We start from the raw sequence: 19865 nt of genomic DNA, 5'->3' as shown, positions 1-19865 counted from the left end.
CGCCGGGGCCGCCGCGATCATCATGGTCGATTCCCGCCCCGCCCCACAAACCGCGTCCCCCGGCCCGCATCCCCGGCCGTGGGACGGCGGCCCGGCGAGATCGTCCCGACTCTCTGACCTGCAGTCATTTCCGCAGGTCAGGGCACATGACAACGGTGTTCAGTCCCGGCTTGCCCATACCCCCCACCCGTAGTTCACTGGGGTGGCGGGCCGCTCGGTCCGACACCACTCGTCACGTCTCAGGAGGCGGCTCTTCATGGGGGCTGGGCACGATCACGGGCACACGCACGGGGGGCCGCCGCCCACCGGAACGGCGGCCGCCGCCTACAAGGGGCGGTTGCGCATAGCCCTGGCCATCACGCTGAGCGTGATGGTGGTCGAGATCGTCGGTGGTGTGCTCTCCGACTCACTCGCGCTCATCGCGGACGCCGCGCACATGGCGACGGACGCGCTGGGGCTGGCGATGGCGCTGCTGGCGATCCACTTCGCCAACCGGCCGGCCACCCGGAACGCCACCTTCGGGTACGCCCGGGCGGAGATCCTGGCGGCGCTGGCGAACTGTCTGCTGCTGCTCGGCGTCGGCGGCTACGTGCTGATCGAGGCGGTGGAACGGTTCATCACCCCCGCCGAGACCAAGGGCGGCCTTGCGATCGTCTTCGCGCTGGTCGGCCTGGTGGCCAACATGATCTCGCTGTCGCTGCTGGTCAAGGGGCAGAAGGACAGCCTGAACGTGCGCGGCGCCTACCTGGAGGTGCTCGCGGACGCGCTCGGCTCGGTGACCGTGCTGGTGTCGGCGACCCTGATCCTGCTGACGGGCTGGACGTACGCGGACCCGATCGCCTCGCTCGTGATCGGCCTGATGATCGTCCCCCGTACGGTGAAGCTGCTGCGCGAGACCCTGTCCGTGCTGCTGGAGGCGGCGCCCAAGGGTGTGGACATGGGTGAGGTGCGCGAGCACATATTGCGGACACCCGGTGTGGAGGACGTGCACGATCTGCATGCGTGGACGATCACGTCGGGAATGCCGGTGCTGTCGGCGCACGTGGTGGTGAGCCAGGACGTCCTGGATTCGGTCGGGCACGAGAAGATGCTGCACGAGTTGCAGGGGTGCCTCGGGGACCACTTCGACGTCGAGCACTGCACCTTCCAGCTGGAGCCGAGCGGGCACGCGGCACACGAGGCGAAGCTCTGCCACTGAACGTCAGAGGCGGGCTGTCGGTGTGGACTGTTAGAGTGCTCGAAGAGACGTTCGGTCTCGGACGAAACGTGAGCGATGAAGGCTGATGAGTTGATGACTGTCGTGACGCGCGCTGCTGGCTGCGGCATACGGACCGTCCTCATCACCCGGTCCCTCGGCTGACCACTCACCTTTCCGGTTCATCCGTGGGGACCCTTTCCTGACAAGGGATCCACGTTGTCCGACAACGTCATCTTCGACGCCTTCATGACCCTGCACCGCGACCTGCCCCGGCAGAGTCCTGGTTCGGACGACACCACCCGGCACTTCCTCTCCCTGGCCTCCCTCGCGGGACGGCTGCCCGAGCGGCCGCGCGTCCTCGACCTGGGCTGCGGCCCCGGCCGTGCGTCGCTGCTGCTCGCCGCCGAGGCCGGTGCGCGGGTGACCGCCGTCGACCTCTACGAGCCGTTCCTCGACGAGCTGCGCGAAGCCGCCGCCGCCCGGGGGCTCGGCGACTCGATCCACGCCGTCAACGCCGACATGGGCGTCCTGGACGGGCCCGAGTTCCAGGACGGGTCCTTCGACCTGATCTGGGCCGAGGGTTCGGCGTACATCATCGGCTTCGACACCGCTCTCGCGCGGTGGAAGCGCCTGCTCGCGCCGGGCGGCGTGCTCGTCGTCTCCGACTGCGAGTGGGTCGCCGAGGAGCCCTCGGCAGGCGCCCGCGCCTTCTGGGATCCGCAGTACCCGCTGCGTACGCGCGCCGAGCACGCGGCGTCGGCCGTCGCCGCCGGCTACGACGTCCTCGGTACGTACCTCCAGCCCGACAGCGACTGGGACGAGTACTACGGCCCGCTCGGCGAGCGGGCCGCCAGCGCCGATCCGGCCGTGCCCGGCATGGCCGAGGCGCTCGCGATGTGCCGCGAGGAGCTCCGCGTCCGCCGCGAGCACGGCTCGGACTACGGGTACACCGGGTACGTCCTGCGGCCCGTCGACCCGCGCTGGCGGACCCGGCCCGAGACGGCCGCGGACCGCGCGGCCGTGCACGCGGTCAACGCCGCCGCCTTCGAGACCGAGGGCGAGGCGGACCTGGTGGAGGCGCTCCGCAAGGACCCCGAAGCCTGGCTGGACGGGCTCTCGTACGTCGCCGAGGCGCCGGACGGTTCGGTGGCGGCGTACGCGCTGATCACCCGCTGCCACGTCGGCGGCGCCCCGGCGACCGCGCTGGCACCGGTCGCGGTCTCTCCCGAGTACCAGCGGCAGGGGGCGGGGGCGGCGGTCACGCGGGCCGTGATCGACGCCGCCCGGGCCCGCGGGGAGAAGCTGCTGCTGGTGCTGGGGCACCCGGAGTACTACCCGAAGTTCGGGTTCACGCCGGCGTCCCGGCTGGGCATCAGGCCCGGTTTCGAGGTGCCGGACGAGGCCATGATGGCGCTCGTGCTCGACGACGGTACCGAGCCGCCGCGCGGTGAGATCGCGTACCCGGCGGCGTTCGGGGTCTGATCCGGTCGCCGAATGGGAAGTCCTGCCCCTGTCGCACCCGCGACAGGGGCAGGTTTCTTTTTCTGTCCGGCGCGTATTTCGCCCGCCTGTACGGACGACCTGCGGGCGAAGTACGGACAAGCGGCTTTTGTACGGCAGACTTGGCAGCCGGGCACCGAAGCGAAGGATGGTTATGCCGACCACACCAGCCACTGCGGCGAACAGCGCACAGAACGGATCAGCGGGCGCCGAGGCCCCCGAGATCCTCCTCGAACTGGTCGACGAGAGCGGCAACACCATCGGCACCGCGGAGAAGCTCTCCGCCCACCAGCCCCCGGGGCAGCTGCACCGCGCGTTCTCCGTCTTCCTCTTCGACGAGACGGGGCGGCTGCTGCTCCAGCAGCGCGCGCTCGGCAAGTACCACTCCCCCGGTGTGTGGTCCAACACCTGCTGCGGCCACCCGTACCCGAACGAGGGCCCCTTCGCGGCGGCCGCCCGGCGGACGTACGAGGAGCTGGGCGTCTCCCCCACGCTGCTCGCCGAGGCGGGCACGGTCCGCTACAACCACCCGGACCCGGCGTCCGGGCTGGTCGAGCAGGAGTTCAACCACCTGTTCGTCGGGCTGGTGCAGTCGACGCTGCGGCCCGACCCGGAGGAGGTCGGGGACACCGCGTTCGTGACGCCCGAGGAGCTGGCGGAGCAGCACGCGAAGGACCCGTTCTCGGCGTGGTTCATGACGGTGCTGGACGCGGCGCGGCCGGCCATCCGGGAGCTGACCGGCGACGCGGTGGGCTGGTAGGCCCCTCCAGGGTTCTGGTTTTCCAGGGTTCTACCGCGGAGTGAGCGGCAGGGCGGCCCAGATCACCTTGCCGCCGCTCGCGGTGTGCTCGACGTCGCAGACGCCGCCGGACTCGGCGGCGATCTCCCGTACGAGCAGCAGCCCGCGGCCGCCGGTCTGCGCGTAGTCCGTCTCCAGGGGCCTGGGGCGGTACGGATGGCTGTCCTCGACGGACACCCGTATCCACTCCGCGCCGATCGCCACCTCCACGGCCAGTTCCGGGGAGAGCAGCGCCGCGTGCTTGACGGAGTTGGTGACCAGCTCGGAGACGATCAGCAGGAGACCCTGCACCAGGTCGTCCGGCGCGGGCACCCCCTGGCGCCGGATCAGGTCGCGCACGGCGTGCCGGGCCTGGGGCACGGAGATGTCGACGGCCGGGGCGGTGAAGCGCCAGACTCCCTCGTAGGACTGCGGCGGCTCCGCGGAGTCGTCCGGTCCGTCGCCCGGTGGGGCGCCCACGGCCCCGTCCGGGGGTGGGGCGCTCCCACGGCTCTCCATCATCGGGCACCCGCCCTCACGCTCGGTCGTGACCACGATTCGAGTGTTCGGGGCACAGCGGTCCGTACCAGCGGGCTGATCACAATTTGACGGAAATCGACGGATTGAGACCGGGACTGCAACCGTCGAAGGCGATTGTCGTCCGGTTGACCGTCAGTTCGCCGACCGGTCCTGATCTTCCGGCTTGTGGAAGTCGGTCCGCTCCGGGGCCTGTACGGGCGGCTGCCGAGCGGGGTCCGGGCGCGGGGCCTCGGGATTCTCGGGAGTCTCCGGCGTCGGCGGGGTCTTCGCGGCCTTCTCGGCGGCCTTCGCGTCGTCCGAGTCCATCGCCTCCGACACCATCGTCATGACCCGGCGGCCGCCGATGCCGATGGAGACCAGCCCGAGCCCGTCGAAGAGCAGGGCCAGCGAGAAGAAGGTGCCGAGCACGTACAGGCTGGAGTGCGGCCAGTCGAAGAGCACCAGGATGCCGAGCAGCAGGCCGAACGCGCCCTGCACGAGGGTCCACCCGAACTGCGGACCGCGCACCACCACGCTGCCGACCACCCGGAAGAGTCCGCCGGTGAGGAAGAGGAGCGCGGCGAACATCGTGAGGGCCTCGGCGGTCACGACCGGGTGCCGGATGACGACGATGCCGGCGGCAATGTTGAGGGCCGCGACGACGACGCCGAGCCAGAAGAAGTTGGAGCCGCGCGACTGGACGGACTGGAGCAGCCCGACGAGTCCGCCGACGAGCAGCAGCCAGCCGAAGAGCACCATCGAGGTGAGGGTGGCGAAGCCGGTGTAGACGAGTCCGAACAGGCCGCCGATCACCAGCAGAACGCCGAGGAAGGCCAGCCAGCCGAAGTTCCGGCTCAGTTTCTTGCTCTCGCGGGTCTCTCGCACCATGTGAGCGCTCCTCGGTCGGCCCCCGTGCCTGCCTCGGCCCCCCGATGCCCCCGATCATAGGTTCGGGTGCGACGGATAGCATCCGGCCCATGCAACGGCTTCCCCGGGTGACGCACTCCATTACCGAATCGACCGCGACAGTGGTGCTGAGCAATCCCGCCAAACGCAACGCGATGACCGCGGACATGTGGCGCGAGCTGCCGGAACTGCTGGGCCGGCTGGCCGTCGACCCCGAGGTGCGGGCTTTGGTCCTTACGGGTGACGGGCCGACCTTCTGCGCCGGGGCGGACATCTCCTCCCTGCGCGACTTCACGGAGCCCGGGAGCACGCCGCAGGAGCTGGCGGTACGGGCCGAGGAGGCCCTCGCCGCCTTCCCGAAGCCGACGCTGGCGGCGGTGCGGGGGTACTGCGTGGGCGGCGGGAGCCAGCTCGCGGCGGCGTGCGACCTGCGGTTCGCGGAGGAGGGCGCACTGTTCGGAGTGACGCCGGCGAAGCTGGGGATCGTCTACCCGGCGTCCTCCACGCGGCGGCTGGCGGCGCTGATCGGGCCGTCGGCGACCAAGTACCTGTTGTTTTCGGGTGAGTTGATCGACACCGGGCGGGCGCTGCGCACCGGGCTGGTGGACGAGGTGCTGCCGGAGGGGCAACTCGCCAAGCGGGTGGGCGAGTTCGTACGGATTCTGGTCTCGCGGTCGCAGCTCACGCAGGCGGCGGCGAAGGAGTTCGCGGACGGGCGCACCGACCGGGACGAGCACTGGGCGGAGCAGATGCGCGAAAGCGGCGACACCGCGGAGGGGGTCGCCGCCTTCCTGGAGCGCAGGGCGCCGCGCTTCACGTGGAGCGCGTAAGGTTTCCCTGGCAGCCTTTTTGACGGTACGTCAGACCGTCAGCTCGGCGCGGCAGTACGCGACCACCTCGGCCGGGGCCTTGTCCGGCGAGCCCGCGTCGTAGGGCGGCTGGGGGTCGTACTCGGTCATGAGCTGGATGACCTGAGCGACCATGTCTCCCTGGAGCTTGCCGACGAGGGTCAGGCCCATGTCGATGCCGGAGGAGACGCCTGCGGCAGTGACGTACTTGCCGTCGAAGACGACCCGCTCCCCCGTCGGGCGTGCGCCCAGCCCCTCCAGGGTGTCCATGGCCAGCCAGTGCGTGGTGGCCCGGCGGTTCTCCAGGAGGCCCGCGGCGGCCAGGGCCAGTGCGCCCGTGCAGACGGAGGTGGTCCAGGTCGTGGTGGGGTCGACGGCGCGCAGCCAGTCCAGGAGCGGCTTGTTCTCGGTCTGGTTCGTCGCGTCGGGGCCGCCGGGGACCACGACGATGTCGGGGCGGGTGACCTCGGCGAAGGACTTGGTGGCGACGACGGAGAGGTCGCCCCGGTCGTTGCGGACCGGGCCGGCCTGCTCGGCGACGAGGACGGTCTCCGCGCCGGGGATGTTGCCGAGGGTCTCGTAGGGGCCGATGGCGTCCAGCGCGGTGAAGTTCTCGTACAGGGCGATGGCGATCTGCATGGCTGTGAATGCCTTTCCGGGATGGGGTGGTGAAGGAGCGTCAGGCGGTGGGGGCCGTGCTGCGGAAGCGGCGGCGGTATTCGGCGGGGGCCGTGCCGAGGGCCTTGACGAAGGCGCGGCGCATCGCCTCGGGGGTGCCGTAGCCGCAGGCGCGGGACACGCACGCGATGCCGTCGGGGCCGTCCTCCAGGAGGCGGCGGGCGTGTTCGAGGCGTACGCGGTCCACGTAGCGGCCGGGGGTGGTGCCCGTCTCGGCGTGGAAGGCGCGGGCGAAATGCCGGGGCGAGAGCTGCGCGCGGGCGGCGAGGGTCTCGACGGAGAGGTCGGCGTCGGGGTGTTCGGATATGTACTGCTGTACGTCGCGCAGGGGCGCGCGCTGGGCCGTCTGGGCGGAGAGCTGGGCGCTGAACTGGGCCTGGTTGCCCGGGCGGCGCAGGAAGACGACGAGGTGACGGGCGACGGTCAGGGCGACGTCGCGGCCGTGGTCCTCCTCGACGAGGGCGAGCGCGAGGTCGATTCCGGCGGTGACTCCGGCGGAGGTGGCGAGGCGGCCGTCGCGGACGTAGACGGCGTCGGGGTCGACGTCCACCTTCGGGTGGGTGCGGGCCAGGCGGGCGGCGACGTGCCAGTGGGTGGCGACGCGGTGCCCGTCCAGGAGGCCGGCGGCGGCGAGGTAGAGGGCGCCGCTGCACACGGAAACGAGGCGGGTGGTGTGGGGGGCGTTCCGGCGGAGCCAGGTGGTGAGGCGGGGGTCGAGGGTCTCGGTGCCGGGGCCGCCGGGGACGAGGAGGGTGGTGTGGGGGGTGGTGTACGGGGACGGGGGTGGGGTAGGGCCTTCGGGTGCGGCCGGGGGCGAGAGGGCCGGAGGCGGGGTGGGCCCGGATCGGGCGGGCCGCCCCCTTGCCCGCCCTCCCCCAAGCTCTCGGCTTCGCTCGAGCAGGGGGTACCCCCCTCGACCCCGGGGGGCGGCCCCGCCGCCCAAGGGGGCTACGGAGCCCGAGGGGGCGGGGGTGGTGGAGGGGGCGGAGCCCGAGGGGGCGGAAGAGGTGTCGCTTGAAGGGGTGGGGGCCAGGTTCGGGAGGGGGAGGTCGGGGAGGAGGGTGAGGCCGCTGCTGGTACGGACGGGGTGGCCGTCGAGGGAGGCGGTGCGGATGTCGTACGGGGTGCCGGAGGCCAGCGCGGCGCCGGCGAAGACCTCGACCGGGCCCGTGACGTCGAGGCTCTGCATGCCGTCGAAGAGGACGACCAGTACCTCTCGGCGTTGCTGTGTCACGGTCCGGTTCCCCTCCGTCGTCGGCGTCATGTTCTTCATCGTTGGCGACGCGCGGCATGGCCGCAATGACGAGTTCCCCACCTTTCCTGCCGTCCGGGCCCGCCCTGTACGACGTACTAAGCAGTCGGTAACGTGCGGGCATGACGACTTCCTCGCTGCCCGCGCGTGCCGGGCGACGCTGCCACAATCCGCTCAACTCCCTGCATTCCACGGTCTACTTCTCGCCCGAGTACGCCAAGGAGCTCACCGCGATCGGCATCGTGGACGACGAGGCCCCGTTCCTGGTGGGACGGGCGGCCGCGCTCGGCGCGGTCGGCCCCGGTGTGGTCGCCGCCGCCTTCTACAACTACAGCTACGACCAGATCGCCAAGGTCGTCCCCGCGGTCTGGGAGACCGCCTCCCCGGAAGCCGTGCTGGGGGCACGCGTGCGGGCCGCCGACGCGGCGCTGCGCAGGCTGCTGGGCGAGGACGTGATCGGCTCGGCGGAGATGACGGAGGCAGCCGCGCTGGCGCGGAAGGCGACCGAGGCGTGCACCCGCCACGCCCGGCCGCTGTACGCCGCCCACGCCGACCTGCCGTTCCCCGATGAGTCCCATCTGGCGCTCTGGCACGCGGCGACCCTGCTGCGCGAGCACCGGGGCGACGGGCACCTCACGGCACTGCTGAACGCCGGCCTGGACCCGGTGGAGGCGCTGGTCAGCCACACCGCCACCGGGCGGGGCATGAACCCGCGCTGGGTGCTGCGCACCCGGGGCTGGACGCGGGCCGACTGGGAGGCGGCCGCCGACCGGCTGCGGACGCGCGGGCTCCTGGACGCCGAGGGCGAGCTGACGGAGGCCGGTACGCAGCTGCGGGCCGACATCGAGGACGTCACCGACCGGCTCGACCTCGCCCCGTACGAGCACCTGGGTGCGGAGGGCGTGGAGCGGCTGACCGAACTGGGCCGCGGCTTCCTGATGACGGCCGCTGCGGCGGGCGCTTTCCCGGAGACGCTGCTCGGCAAGGGCTGAGGTCCGGGGCGTTCCGGGGGCGGGCGCGGGACCCGCCGGGTGTGAGCCCGTGAACGGCTTGTCGGTGCCGCACGGCAGAATGCAGGTGCACCCTCGGTGACCCCACCGTGAGGCGCACCATGCACTGCCCGCAGGAGAAGGCGAGTCGGTAACACCGTGACGACGTCCATCGAAAGCATCGAAAGCAGGATCGCCGAGGAACTCGGCGTCAAGGAGCGGCAGGTCAAGGCCGCCGTCGAGCTGCTCGACGGCGGCTCGACCGTGCCGTTCATCGCGCGCTACCGCAAGGAAGCGACCGAGATGCTCGACGATGCGCAACTGCGCACGTTGGAGGAGCGGCTGCGGTACTTGCGGGAGCTGGAGGACCGGCGATCCGCGATCCTCGATTCCGTACGGGAGCAGGGAAAGCTGGACGCCGCCCTGGAGGCGCGGATCCGCAGCGCCGAGACCAAGGCGCGCCTGGAGGACATCTACCTCCCCTTCAAGCCCAAGCGCCGTACGAAGGCGCAGATCGCCCGGGAGGCGGGGCTGGCTCCGCTGGCGGACGGGCTGCTGGGCGACCCGTCGGTCGATCCGCTCGCCGCCGCTGCCGCGTTCGTGGACGCGGACAAGGGCGTCGCGGACGCCGCGGCCGCCCTGGAGGGCGCGCGGGCGATCCTGACGGAGAAGTTCTCGGAGGACGCCGACCTGATCGGCGAGGTCCGCGAGCGGATGTGGACGCGCGGGCGGCTCGCCGCGAAGGTGCGCGAGGGCAAGGAGGAGACGGGCGCGAAGTTCGCCGACTACTTCGACTTCGCGGAGCCCTTCACCGCGCTGCCCTCGCACCGGGTGCTGGCGATGCTGCGGGGCGAGAAGGAGGACGTGCTCGATCTCGTACTGGAGCCGGAGGAGCCGAGTGAGGCCGCCGGGCCGACCGCGTACGAGGGCATGATCGCCCGGCGGTTCGGGATCTCCGACCGGGGGCGGCCGGGCGACAAGTGGCTTGCGGAAACGGTGCGTTGGGCGTGGCGGACCAGGGTGCTGGTGCACCTGGGCATCGACCTGCGACTGCGGCTGCGCACGGCCGCCGAGGACGAGGCGGTACGGGTCTTCGCCGCGAACCTGCGCGACCTGCTGCTCGCGGCGCCCGCCGGGACGCGGGCGACGCTGGGTCTCGACCCCGGTTTCCGTACGGGTGTGAAGGTGGCGGTGGTGGATGCGACCGGCAAGGTCGTTGCGACGGATGTCATTCATCCGCACGTGCCCGCCAACCGGTGGGACGAGGCGCTCGGGAAGCTGGCGCGGCTGGCGAAGGAGCACGCGGTCGAGCTCGTGGCGATCGGGAACGGGACGGCTTCGCGGGAGACCGACAAACTGGCCGGTGAGCTGATCGCCAAGCACCCTGAGTTGAAGCTGACGAAGGTGATGGTTTCGGAGGCGGGGGCATCTGTCTATTCGGCTTCCGCTTTTGCTTCGCAGGAATTGCCGGACATGGATGTTTCGCTGCGCGGGGCCGTTTCCATTGCGCGGCGGCTTCAGGATCCGCTGGCGGAACTGGTGAAGATCGACCCCAAGTCGATCGGGGTCGGGCAGTACCAGCACGACTTGTCGGAAGTGAAGCTGTCGCGGTCGCTGGATGCGGTGGTCGAGGACTGTGTGAACGGGGTGGGGGTGGACGTCAATACGGCGTCCGCGCCGCTGCTTTCGCGGGTTTCGGGCATTGGGTCCGGGCTGGCGGAGAACATCGTCGCGCACCGGGACGCCAATGGGCCCTTCCGGTCGCGGAAGGCGCTGAAGGACGTGGCACGGCTGGGTCCGAAGGCGTACGAGCAGTGTGCGGGCTTCCTGCGGATCCGGGACGGGGAGGACCCGCTGGACGCGTCGAGCGTGCACCCCGAGGCGTATCCGGTGGTGCGGGCGATGACGAAGTCGGCGGGGGTGGACTCGCTGGTCGGGAATGTGGCCGTGGTGCGGGGGCTGCGTCCGGAGGCATTCGTGAACGAGAAGTTCGGGCTGCCGACCGTGTCGGACATTCTGCGGGAATTGGAGAAGCCGGGGCGTGACCCGCGGCCCGCGTTCAAGACGGCCACCTTCAAGGAGGGCGTCGAGAAGATCGGCGATCTGACTCCGGGGATGATCCTGGAGGGGGTCGTCACGAATGTGGCGGCATTCGGGGCCTTTGTGGATGTCGGGGTGCACCAGGACGGGTTGGTGCATGTGTCGGCGCTGTCGAAGAACTTCGTGAAGGATCCTCGGGATGTGGTCAAGCCGGGGGATGTGGTGCGGGTGAAGGTGATGGACGTCGATATTCCGCGGAAGCGGATTTCGCTGACGCTGAGGTTGGAGGACGAGGTGGGGGCGGCATCGTCTTCGCCGCGTGGCGCGGGGGGCTCTGGTTCTGGCTCCGGCTCCGGCTCCGGTTCGGACCGGAGGGCGCCGCAGCAGCGGCGGGGTGGTGATGCGGGGCGTGGTGGTTCGCGCCAGCGCGGGCAGGGGGGCCAGGGTGGCGGGCGGTCCTCGTCGGCTCCGGCGCCGGCCAACAGTGCGATGGCGGATGCGTTGAGGAAGGCGGGGTTGGTGGACAAGGGGAAGCGGGGCTGAAGGCTCCGGGGGGCTGGGGTGCGGGGTGGTGGGTGGTTGCTGTTCCTGCCGGGGGCTCTGCCCCCGGACCCCCCGGTTTTCGCCCCGGCCCCGCCCCTTCACCTAAACCCGCGGGGCAATGGGGGGGTCTCTGTTCCGTGCGGGTGTGTCGTGGCTGGTCGCGCAGTTCCCCGCGCCCCTGAAGGGGCGCGGGGAGGGGTCAGGCTTCTGTGGTCTGGCCGGATGTCACCTGGATGCGGCGGGTGATGTGGACCGCGTCCAGCATGCGGCGGTCGTGGGTGACCAGGAGGAGGGTTCCCTCGTAGGAGTCGAGGGCGGACTCCAGTTGTTCGATGGCGGGGAGGTCGAGGTGGTTCGTCGGCTCGTCGAGGACGAGGAGGTTGACGCCACGGCCCTGGAGGAGTGCGAGGGCCGCGCGGGTGCGTTCGCCCGGGGAGAGGGTCGTGGCCGGGCGCATCACATGGTCGGCCTTCAGGCCGAACTTGGCGAGCAGCGTGCGGACTTCGGCCGGTTCGGTCTCCGGGACGGCGGCGGAGAAGGCGTCCAGGAGCGTCTCCGCACCGTAGAAGAGGCCACGGGCCTGGTCGACCTCGCCGACGACGACGCCAGGGCCGAGGGTGGAGTCCCCCGAGTCGACGGGCAGACGGCCGAGCATGGCGGCCAACAGGGTTGATTTTCCTGAGCCGTTGGCGCCCGTGATGGCGACGCGGTCGGCCCAGTCGATCTGGAGGGAGACCGGGCCGAAGGTGAAGTCGCCCCGGCGGACGGTCGCCTGACGCATCGTCGACACGACCGCACCGGAGCGCGGGGCCGACGCGATTTCCATGCGCAGCTCCCACTCCTTGCGGGGCTCCTCGACCACGTCGAGACGTTCGATCATGCGCTGCGTCTGGCGGGCCTTCGCGGCCTGCTTCTCGCTGGCCTCGCTGCGCATGTTGCGGCCCAGCTTGTCGCCGTCGGTGGACTTGCGGCGCGCGTTGCGCACGCCCTTGTCCATCCAGCCGCGCTGCATCTGGGCCCGGCCTTCGAGGGACGCCTTCTTGTCGGCGTACTCGTCGTACTCCTCGCGGGCGTGCCGGCGGGCCGTATCGCGCTCCTCCAAGTAGGCCGCGTACCCGCCCCCGTACAGCTTGATCTGCTGCTGGGCGAGGTCCAGTTCGAGGACCTTGGTGACCGTACGGGTGAGGAACTCACGGTCGTGGGAGATGACCACGGTGCCCGCGCGCAGGCCCTTCACGAAGGACTCCAGGCGGTCCAGGCCGTCCAGGTCGAGGTCGTTGGTGGGCTCGTCGAGGAGGAAGACGTCGTACCGGGAGAGGAGGAGGGAGGCGAGGCCCGCGCGGGCGGCCTGGCCGCCGGAGAGGCCCGTCATGGGCTGGTCGAGGCCGACGGTCAGGCCGAGGGACGCGGCGACCTCGTCGGCGCGTTCGTCGAGGTCGGCGCCGCCGAGGTCGAGCCAGCGGTCGAGGCTGGTGGAGTACGCGTCGTCCGCGCCCGGGGCGCCGTCGACGAGGGCCTGGGTGGCGGTGTCCAGGGCGAGCTGGGCGGCTGCGACGCCGGTGCGGCGGGCGAGGAAGTCCCGTACGGTCTCGCCCTCGCGGCGCTCGGGCTCCTGCGGGAGGTGGCCGACGGTGGCGGTGGGCGGGGAGAGGCGCAGCTCGCCGGACTCGGGGGTGTCCAGGCCTGCGAGCAGGCGGAGGAGGGTGGACTTGCCCGCCCCGTTGACTCCGACGAGGCCGATCACGTCGCCGGGGGCGACGACCAGGTCGAGGCCGGAGAACAGGGTGCGGTCGCCGTGGCCGGCGGCGAGGTCTTTGGCGACGAGGGTTGCAGTCATGAGGAGGCCGATCTTAATGGAGGGGGTGGGGGGTGCGGGTGGCCGTCGGGGCTCGGCCGGTACCGGAGGGTGCGGGCAGGGGACCGGTGCCGGGGTGCGCCCGGATCGGGCGGGCCGCCCCCTTGCCCGCCCGTCCCGCCCCCGGGGGCGACCCCGCCGCCCAAGGGGGCTACGGAGGTGGAGGGGGCGGCTTCGCCGCCAGGCGGGGGGGGATGGTGCCGGAGGGCATCCATCCAGGGGCGCGGGGAACTGCGTGACCAGCCACGACGCACCCGCACAGGACAGAGACCCACCACACCCGGCCGGAGGCCGGTCAGCGGGCCATCGGCGTGACCAGGACCGAGCCCAGCGTGCGGGCGACGATGTAGGACTGGCCGCGAGTGGCCCTCTCGTTCAGAGGGATGCGGTGCTTGCCCGGTTCCAGGAGGTCCTCGAAGACCAGTTCGGCGTGGGTGCGGTGCAGACGGTCCTGGCGGTACGCGTAGAGCTGGACGCGGCAGGCCGAGGTGACCTCGACGCCCGCTTCGTCGTCGGCCGCGACGAGGCGGACCAGACGGCGCTGCTCCGGGGGGCTCTGGTCCAGGGCGTTCTCGATCTGGGCGACCAGGACCGGGATGATCGGGGTGAGGCCGTCGAGGTAGACAGGTTCGGCGCCCGCGCGGTCGAAGGCGGCGCGTACCGCTTCCTTCTCGTGCTCCGCGATCGAGGCGCCGAAGAGGACCGTCGTGTAGGTGCGGATCTCCGTCGGCGGCACCCGGTCGGCGTCGGCGGCGATCTCCGCGCCGATGTTGATCGTACGGAGGGCGGCGGCCAGCTTCGCCAGGACGGCCACGCGGGAGCCGATGAGGAGGACGCGGCGGCGGAGGAGGGGGGCCGTGCCCTCGGGTGCGTCCTCGGGCGGGAGGAGGCGGGAGAGTTCCGCGCGGTACTGGGCGGCGTCGAAACGGAAGGGGCCGATGCCGTGGTAGCCGTCGCGGTCGAAGTCGAGGGTCTCGGTGGTCTGCCAGGCGAAGTCGCGCCAGACGATGTCGGTGTCCTGCTGCTCTATGACGGCCGTGACGGCCCCGCATTCGAGGCCCTCGCACTCCGGGCAGCCGTAGATCACGTACCGGTTGTCGGGGAGCGGCGGCGCGGCTTCCAGGAGGAGTCTGCGGACGTGCGTGACGAAGATCGCCGGTGGGACGTCGGAGGCGAGGGGCGAGACGGCGTCCAGGTCCGAGAGCTGGTGGAGGAGGGGGTGGCCGTCGACGACGAAGTCCATGAAGTCGCGGTGGAGTTGGTGGACCCCGTTGGCCAGGACTCCTCCGGTCCGGACGGCGGGGGCCAGTCCGAAGGTCGCGTGCGCGGCAGGCATGGGGTGAGTATTCCCCGTGGGCGGTGAATGTGTGCGGGGGTCGCGGAATTCGGTGATTCCCCGGCCCCGGACCGGTGCGGGGCGCCGGGCGGAAACCGCCCGCCTCCCCCCCGCCCCGCACCGCATCCTGCTCAGCCCTTCTCCACCACCTCGGCCTCCGTCGCCCCCGACTCCCCGTTGCCCGGGCCGATGCGGATCTCGAAGTCGCCGTCGTACTTCTGGTGGCCCTCGATGACGGCCGCCTCGACCGCCTCCACGCCCAGCTCGCCCCGCACGATCAGCGGATCGCTGCGCAGGTCGCGCATCAGCGCCCAGCACATGCCGACCATGACCACTGCGAAGGGGGCGGCGACCAGGATGGTGAGGTTCTGGAGGCCCTTCAGGGCGTCGTCCTCGCCGTCGCCGATGAGCAGCATGACGGCCGCGACGGCGCCGGTGACCACGCCCCAGAAGACGACGACCATCTTGGTGGGTTCGAAGGAGCCCTTCTGCGAGAGCGTGCCCATGACGATGGAGGCGGCGTCCGCGCCGGAGACGAAGAAGATGCCGACGAGGATCATGACCAGGATGCTGGTGACCGTCGCGATGGGGAACTCGCGGAGGAGGCCGAAGAGTTGACCCTCGGGGGTCGATTCGTCGGGCAGGTTGCCCGCGGCCTTCATCTTCATCGCCGTACCACCGAAGACCGCGAACCAGAGCAGGCTCACGGTGCTGGGGACGAGGATGACGCCGCCGATGAACTGGCGGATCGTACGGCCGCGGCTGATGCGGGCGATGAACATGCCGACGAAGGGCGTCCAGGAGATCCACCACGCCCAGTAGAAGACCGTCCAGCTGCCGAGCCAGGTCGCGACGTCCTTGCCGCCGGTGGCCTCGGTGCGGCCGATGAGCTGCGGGAGGTCGCCGAGGTAGGCGCCGATGGAGGTGGGGAGGAGGTCCAGGACGATGACGGTCGGGCCCGCGATGAAGACGAAGACCACCAGGAGCAGGGCCAGCACCATGTTGGTGTTGGACAGCCACTGGATGCCCTTCTCGACGCCGGAGACCGCGGAGGCGACGAAGGCGACGGTCAGGACGGCGATGACGGCGATGAGCAGGCCGGTGCCGGCCTTCTCCATCCAGCCGACCTCCTTCATTCCGCTGCCGATCTGGAGTGCGCCGAGGCCGAGCGAGGCCGCCGAGCCGAAGAGGGTGGCGAAGATGGCGAGGATGTCGATGAAGCGGCCGACTCCCCCGTTGGCGTGCTTCTCGCCGATGAGCGGGGTGAAGACCGCGCTGATGGTCTGGCGGCGGCGCCGGCGGAAGGTGCTGTAGGCGATGGCGAGGCCGACGACCGCGTAGATCGCCCAGGGGTGCAGCGTCCAGTGGAAGAGGGTGGTGGCCATGGCGGTCTGCATGGCTTCCGCCGCGTTGGCGGGATCGGTACCGGGGGGCGGGGAGGAGAAGTGCCCCAGGGGTTCGCTGACGCCGTAGAACATCAGGCCGATTCCCATGCCCGCGCTGAACATCATCGCGACCCAGGAGACGGTCTTGAACTCGGGCTTCTCACCCTCGTCGCCCAGCGTGATCTTGCCGTAGCGGCTGATCGCCAGCCACAGGGCGAAGACGACGAAGGAGGAGGCGGCCAGTATGAACGCCCAGCCGCCGTTGTGGATGAGGCCGTTGAGGAGCGTGGTCGACACCGATTCCAGGGATTCGGTGGCGAGGGCGCCCCAGAGCACGAACGCGAGGGTGAGTGCGGCGGTGACGCCGAACACGATGGTGTCGGTCTGCGGCCGGTGGGAGGTCTCGGGGCTGCCGGGCAGATCCGCCATGAGTGGCGAAGCTGCCCGGCCGTCGCCCGACGGCTGGTCGTCGTGGGACACGTGGTCACCTTTCGGGTAGGGAGGATTCCCTGCCGCTACCCGGTATCACAGGTGACGCACGTCACGGTCGGCTAACAGCGCGTGTCGGGTTGCCCCTTTGTGAGGTGGTATGTCGCCCCCGGGTCGAGGAGGAGCGGGATCAGGGCACGCTGGGACTGACGCAGGGGCACGTACGCCCCGTCGCGCGTGGTCCTGAACGCGACGCCGTGCAGGGCGAGTTCGTCCCGTACGTCCGTGATCTGATCCTTCGTCAGGCGGTAGCCGCAGGGCGGGTCGGTGAGGATGTCGGCCGGCTTGGCCGGGTCGTTGTCGGCTCCGCCGAGATAGACCGGGCCCCGGTCGGCGAAGCCCGCCAAACGGGCGCGTGCGGTGGACAGGGCGAGCGGGACGCGACGCTCGGCCGCGTAGGTCAGCGCGCCGTCCAGGGAGACGGCGTGCGAGGTGACCCGGCGGCGCTGGTTGAGGGCCCGGTCCTGCTGTTCGGCCTCGGTGAGGGCGTCGACGCGGCTCTCGATGAGCAGGCCCGCGGAGTGCTTGACGCCGGAGGCGTTGCGCAGGATGCGCTCCTGGCCGTCGCCCGCGACCTGCTGGGTGGGCTCGCCGGTGACGGGGTCGGTCCAGATGCCGTACGTGCCGGTGGTGAAGCCGGAGGCGTGGGCGGCGGGACGGACGTACCGCTCGGAGAGCCGCTGGGACTCGTCGTGCAGATGGGGGTCCGTGTTGAGGTTGCGGGGCCAGAGGTCGAAGAGGTCCTTGTCGTAGACCTTGGGCGTGGAGCCGTATTCGTGCAGGTCGTAGACGAGGTCGGGCTTGCGGTCGCGCAGGACGGCGGCCATGGCGCGGCCCTCGGCGGTGGCGAGCGCGATGTGGTCGCGGTTGATGTCGACGCCGTCGGAGTTGCCGCGGGTGTTGGCGGCGCGCCCGTCGGGGTTGGCGGTGGGCACGACGAGGACGGTGGTACCGCGCAGGAAGTCGCGGGTCCTGCGGTCGGTGGCGTACGCCAGGTCGCGGACCCGGCTCAGGCACGCCTCGCGTCCGGCGGGCTCGTTGCCGTGCTGACTGCAGATCAGGAGCACGGTGGAGGTGGTGTGTTGGCGTTCCGCGATGCGTACGAGCTGGAGCGGGCGGCCCTGTTTGGTGGTGCCGATGGTGGTGAGGGTGGTGCGGGCGCTGGCCCGGTCGACGGCCCGCAGGAAGTCCTGCTCCTCGGGCTGGGTGGTCCAGCGGGCGCCGCCCGAGGATTCGAATCCGGTACGGGGAGGAGTCGCGCCGGCGGTGTCGGCCCCGTGTGCGGGGGCGGCCAGCATCGGGACGGCGAGGGCCGCCGCACCGAGCAGGGTGCCGGTCAGCCGGGCCCTCATCGGGCCTCCCCCGGCATCCGGGACAGGTCCTGCGGGACCGGGACGGAGTCGCGGGCGCCCGGCGAGAGCGGGGCGGCCGGGGCGTTGCCCGAGGTGGCGCGCGCGAAGGCCCGCTCGCCGCCGACGACCGGGAGCCTCGCCGACGTACCGGAGAGCGAGAGGTCGACGGTGGGACGGCTGTCGGGGGCTTCGACCAGGCCCGCGTCGGTGCCGCCGACGATCAGGGCGAGGCGGTGGCCCGCAGGGACGACGTGGTCGGAGGCGGCGAGGTCGATGGTGATCTCGTACGTCTTGCCGGGGGTCAGCGGGCGGGCCCTGCCGTCGCCCCGGTAGTGGGCGAGGCTCGCCCAGCCGCGGCTGAAGACGGTGTGGTCGACGGCCTTGGTGTTGGCCTTGGTCTCCTTGAAGCAGGCGCTGTCGGTCTTGGTGCTCGCGCCCCAGCAGGTGCGCTCGGTGAGGGTGGTGATGCCTTCGCCGGCGGCCGCGTAGTTGCGGATGGTGTCGGGGCCGAGGTCGACCAGGACCGCGCTGAGGTTGGCGCTGGCGGTGGAGGGGGTGACCTTCAGGGTGACCTTGCCGGTGCCGGAGAGGCGCAGGTCGCGGGAGAGCGGCCTGGTGGCGAAGCCTGCCTTCTCCGGGGTGCCGGTGTCGATCTTGGCGGCCCAGGCATCCTCGTCGAGGGCCGGGTCGTCGGTGAAGGTCTCCTTGGTGCCGGGCTTGGCGGGCTTCAGGCCGAGGGTGCCGACTCCGGCCGAACTGCCCGTGTTCGGGCGGATCTTGGTGGTGTCGGTGGAGCGCGGGGGCCAGACCTTGTCGGTGGTCCACTTGTCCGGGGCGCGCTCGATGTCGGCCATGGGCTCGCGGTCGATGCCGTTGTCGTAACCCATCAGCTCGTGGTCGAACCAGCGGTGCAGGGTCTTGACCCACTCGGCGCGCCGGAAGTCGAACGGGTCGACGTGTCCGGTCTGGGAGAGCCACACCTTGCGGTCGACCCCGTTCTTGGCGAGGGCGTCCCACCAGGTGCCGAAGTTGCGCATGCGGACGTTGAGGTCCTGCTGGCCGTGCACGGCGAAGACGCTGGCCCTCACCTTGCTCGCGTCGGGGACGAAGTCGCGGTCGGCCCACATGGCGGTGCGGTCGCCGTTGAGGGGCGCGTTGTCGGAGAGGTACTTCTTCACCGGGGCGCAGCGCTCGGCGTTCTCCGGGTTCTCGATGCCTGCGGCGAGGTCTTCGGGGCCGCCCTGGTAGAGGTCGGCGCCCTGCTGGAAGTAGTAGTCGTACCAGGAAGAGATGGCGCCGATCGGCACGATGGTCTTGAGGCCCTTGACGCCGGTGGCGGCGGTGCCGTTGGCGATGGTGCCGTCCCAGCTCTTGCCGATCATGCCGGTGTCGCCGTTGGACCAGGAGGCGCGGGTGCGCTCGGTGCCGGTGCGGGTGGTGTAGCCGGTGCCGCGCCCGTTGAGCCATTCGATGACGGCTTTGGCGGAGGCGATCTCGGAGCGGCCGCCGATGTCGATGCAGCCGTCGGAGCGGCTGGTGCCGGTGAAGTCGACGGCGACGTAGCCGTAGCCGCGCGGCACGAAGTAGTTGTCGTAGAACAGCGGCAGCTGGAGGGGCTTGCCGTCGGCGTCGTAGGTCTTCTTCTGGCTCTCGTTGCCGCGCCCGCAGCAGCGGTAGTACGGGCTGGCGTCCATGATGACGGGTACGCGGCGGCCGGTGCCGTCGAGTTCGCGGGGGCGGACGATGTCCACGGCGACCCGGTCGGTCTTTCCGTCCTTGTCGCTGTCGATGCGGGTGTCGACCCAGACCGATTCGCGGACGGCCTTGTCGTAGTCGTAGACCGGTTTGCTCTCGGTGGGGCGGCCCGCGGCAGCGGGTGCGTCGGCGCCCTGCGCGGACCCGGTGGGGCCCAGCAGGACGGCCGTCATCGCGGCCACGGTCAGGGGGACGAGGGTGCTTCGTCTCGGGCGCCGGGCCCGCGCTGGTATCGGCATGGCCGGACGGTAACCCGGTCAACTCCCGTGCAAAAGAGGGCAGTAGAGAGACGGTGAAGGTCTCTGGCGGCAAATGGGGTGCGAGCGGTCATGTCGGCCGTATGGCAATCGTGTGACGACGCATGACAGGAGCGACCATGGACATGACTGGTGGCCGAGGGGCTGAATAGAGTGCCAATACGTCGCACCCACTGACCACTTGG

Annotated in this window: 15 protein-coding genes; 6 read left to right on the top strand and 9 right to left on the bottom strand. The window is 71.1% G+C overall.

Going from position 1 to position 19865, the window contains the following annotated elements; translation table 11 throughout:
* Positions 1–256: 256 nt before the first annotated feature.
* The 3 genes from IE269_RS20915 to idi all read left to right on the top strand — a co-directional run bounded on the left by IE269_RS20915 (position 257) and on the right by idi (position 3458).
* The gene (locus tag IE269_RS20915; RefSeq protein WP_189824558.1) at positions 257–1198 is read left to right on the top strand and encodes a cation diffusion facilitator family transporter; all 942 of its coding nucleotides are present in this window, start codon (positions 257–259) and stop codon (positions 1196–1198) included.
* Positions 1199–1444: 246 nt separating this feature from the next.
* Positions 1445–2680, top strand: a complete 1236-nt coding sequence (locus IE269_RS20910) for a bifunctional class I SAM-dependent methyltransferase/N-acetyltransferase (protein WP_189824722.1) — start codon at positions 1445–1447, stop codon at positions 2678–2680.
* Between the two features lie 172 nt (positions 2681–2852).
* On the top strand, positions 2853–3458 hold the full coding sequence (gene idi, locus IE269_RS20905; RefSeq protein ID WP_189824557.1) for an isopentenyl-diphosphate Delta-isomerase: 606 nt from the start codon (positions 2853–2855) through the stop codon (positions 3456–3458).
* A 30-nt stretch (positions 3459–3488) separates the two neighbouring features.
* Here the strand turns inward: idi and IE269_RS20900 are convergent, their stop codons facing one another.
* On the bottom strand, positions 3489–3995 hold the full coding sequence (locus IE269_RS20900; RefSeq protein ID WP_189824721.1) for an ATP-binding protein: 507 nt from the start codon (positions 3993–3995) through the stop codon (positions 3489–3491).
* 153 nt (positions 3996–4148) lie between these two features.
* Positions 4149–4883 carry an HdeD family acid-resistance protein gene (locus tag IE269_RS20895; RefSeq protein ID WP_189824556.1) on the bottom strand — a complete coding sequence of 245 codons (735 nt, stop codon included), beginning with the start codon at positions 4881–4883 and terminating at the stop codon, positions 4149–4151.
* An 89-nt stretch (positions 4884–4972) separates the two neighbouring features.
* On the opposite strand from IE269_RS20895, the gene IE269_RS20890 reads away from it, so the two are divergent.
* Positions 4973–5731: an enoyl-CoA hydratase/isomerase family protein gene (locus tag IE269_RS20890; RefSeq protein ID WP_189824555.1), complete on the top strand. Its 759-nt coding sequence runs from the start codon at positions 4973–4975 to the stop codon at positions 5729–5731.
* A 30-nt stretch (positions 5732–5761) separates the two neighbouring features.
* Here IE269_RS20890 and IE269_RS20885 read toward each other — a convergent pair whose 3' ends face one another.
* Positions 5762–6388 carry a DJ-1/PfpI family protein gene (locus IE269_RS20885; RefSeq protein ID WP_189824554.1) on the bottom strand — a complete coding sequence of 209 codons (627 nt, stop codon included), beginning with the start codon at positions 6386–6388 and terminating at the stop codon, positions 5762–5764.
* 40 nt (positions 6389–6428) lie between these two features.
* Entirely contained in the window at positions 6429–7370 is a 942-nt protein-coding gene (locus IE269_RS20880; RefSeq protein WP_189824720.1) for a GlxA family transcriptional regulator, read from the bottom strand.
* A 431-nt stretch (positions 7371–7801) separates the two neighbouring features.
* Between IE269_RS20880 and IE269_RS20870 the strand changes: the two genes are divergently transcribed.
* Together IE269_RS20870 and IE269_RS20865 are read left to right on the top strand one after the other, a co-directional pair.
* Positions 7802–8671, top strand: coding sequence for an SCO6745 family protein (locus IE269_RS20870; protein ID WP_189824553.1), 870 nt, complete (start codon positions 7802–7804; stop codon positions 8669–8671).
* A 156-nt stretch (positions 8672–8827) separates the two neighbouring features.
* Entirely contained in the window at positions 8828–11251 is a 2424-nt protein-coding gene (locus IE269_RS20865; RefSeq protein ID WP_189824552.1) for a Tex family protein, read from the top strand.
* A gap of 199 nt (positions 11252–11450) precedes the next feature.
* On the opposite strand, the gene IE269_RS20860 is transcribed toward IE269_RS20865, so the two are convergent.
* From IE269_RS20860 to IE269_RS20840, 5 genes are all read right to left on the bottom strand, one after another.
* Complete coding sequence (locus tag IE269_RS20860; RefSeq protein ID WP_189824551.1) at positions 11451–13088, bottom strand: ABC-F family ATP-binding cassette domain-containing protein; 1638 nt, start codon at positions 13086–13088, stop codon at positions 11451–11453.
* Between the two features lie 313 nt (positions 13089–13401).
* A complete protein-coding gene (locus IE269_RS20855) occupies positions 13402–14442 on the bottom strand; it encodes an oxidoreductase (protein ID WP_189824550.1) in 1041 nt (346 codons plus the stop codon).
* Positions 14443–14573: 131 nt separating this feature from the next.
* Entirely contained in the window at positions 14574–16307 is a 1734-nt protein-coding gene (locus IE269_RS20850; protein ID WP_189824549.1) for a BCCT family transporter, read from the bottom strand.
* A 71-nt stretch (positions 16308–16378) separates the two neighbouring features.
* Complete coding sequence (locus IE269_RS20845; RefSeq protein ID WP_189824548.1) at positions 16379–17668, bottom strand: M14 family metallopeptidase; 1290 nt, start codon at positions 17666–17668, stop codon at positions 16379–16381.
* Positions 17665–19662 (bottom strand): Xaa-Pro dipeptidyl-peptidase, encoded by a 1998-nt coding sequence (locus tag IE269_RS20840; protein ID WP_189824547.1) that lies wholly within the window; start codon positions 19660–19662, stop codon positions 17665–17667. Before IE269_RS20840 ends, IE269_RS20845 begins: the two co-directional genes overlap by 4 nt.
* Positions 19663–19865: the final 203 nt, after the last annotated feature.

Source organism: Streptomyces spiroverticillatus, from assembly GCA_014650415.1.
Taxonomy (GTDB): domain Bacteria; phylum Actinomycetota; class Actinomycetes; order Streptomycetales; family Streptomycetaceae; genus Streptomyces; species Streptomyces spiroverticillatus.
Note: the sequence above shows the minus strand (reverse complement) of the source record. Positions and strands in the feature narration are given on the sequence as shown.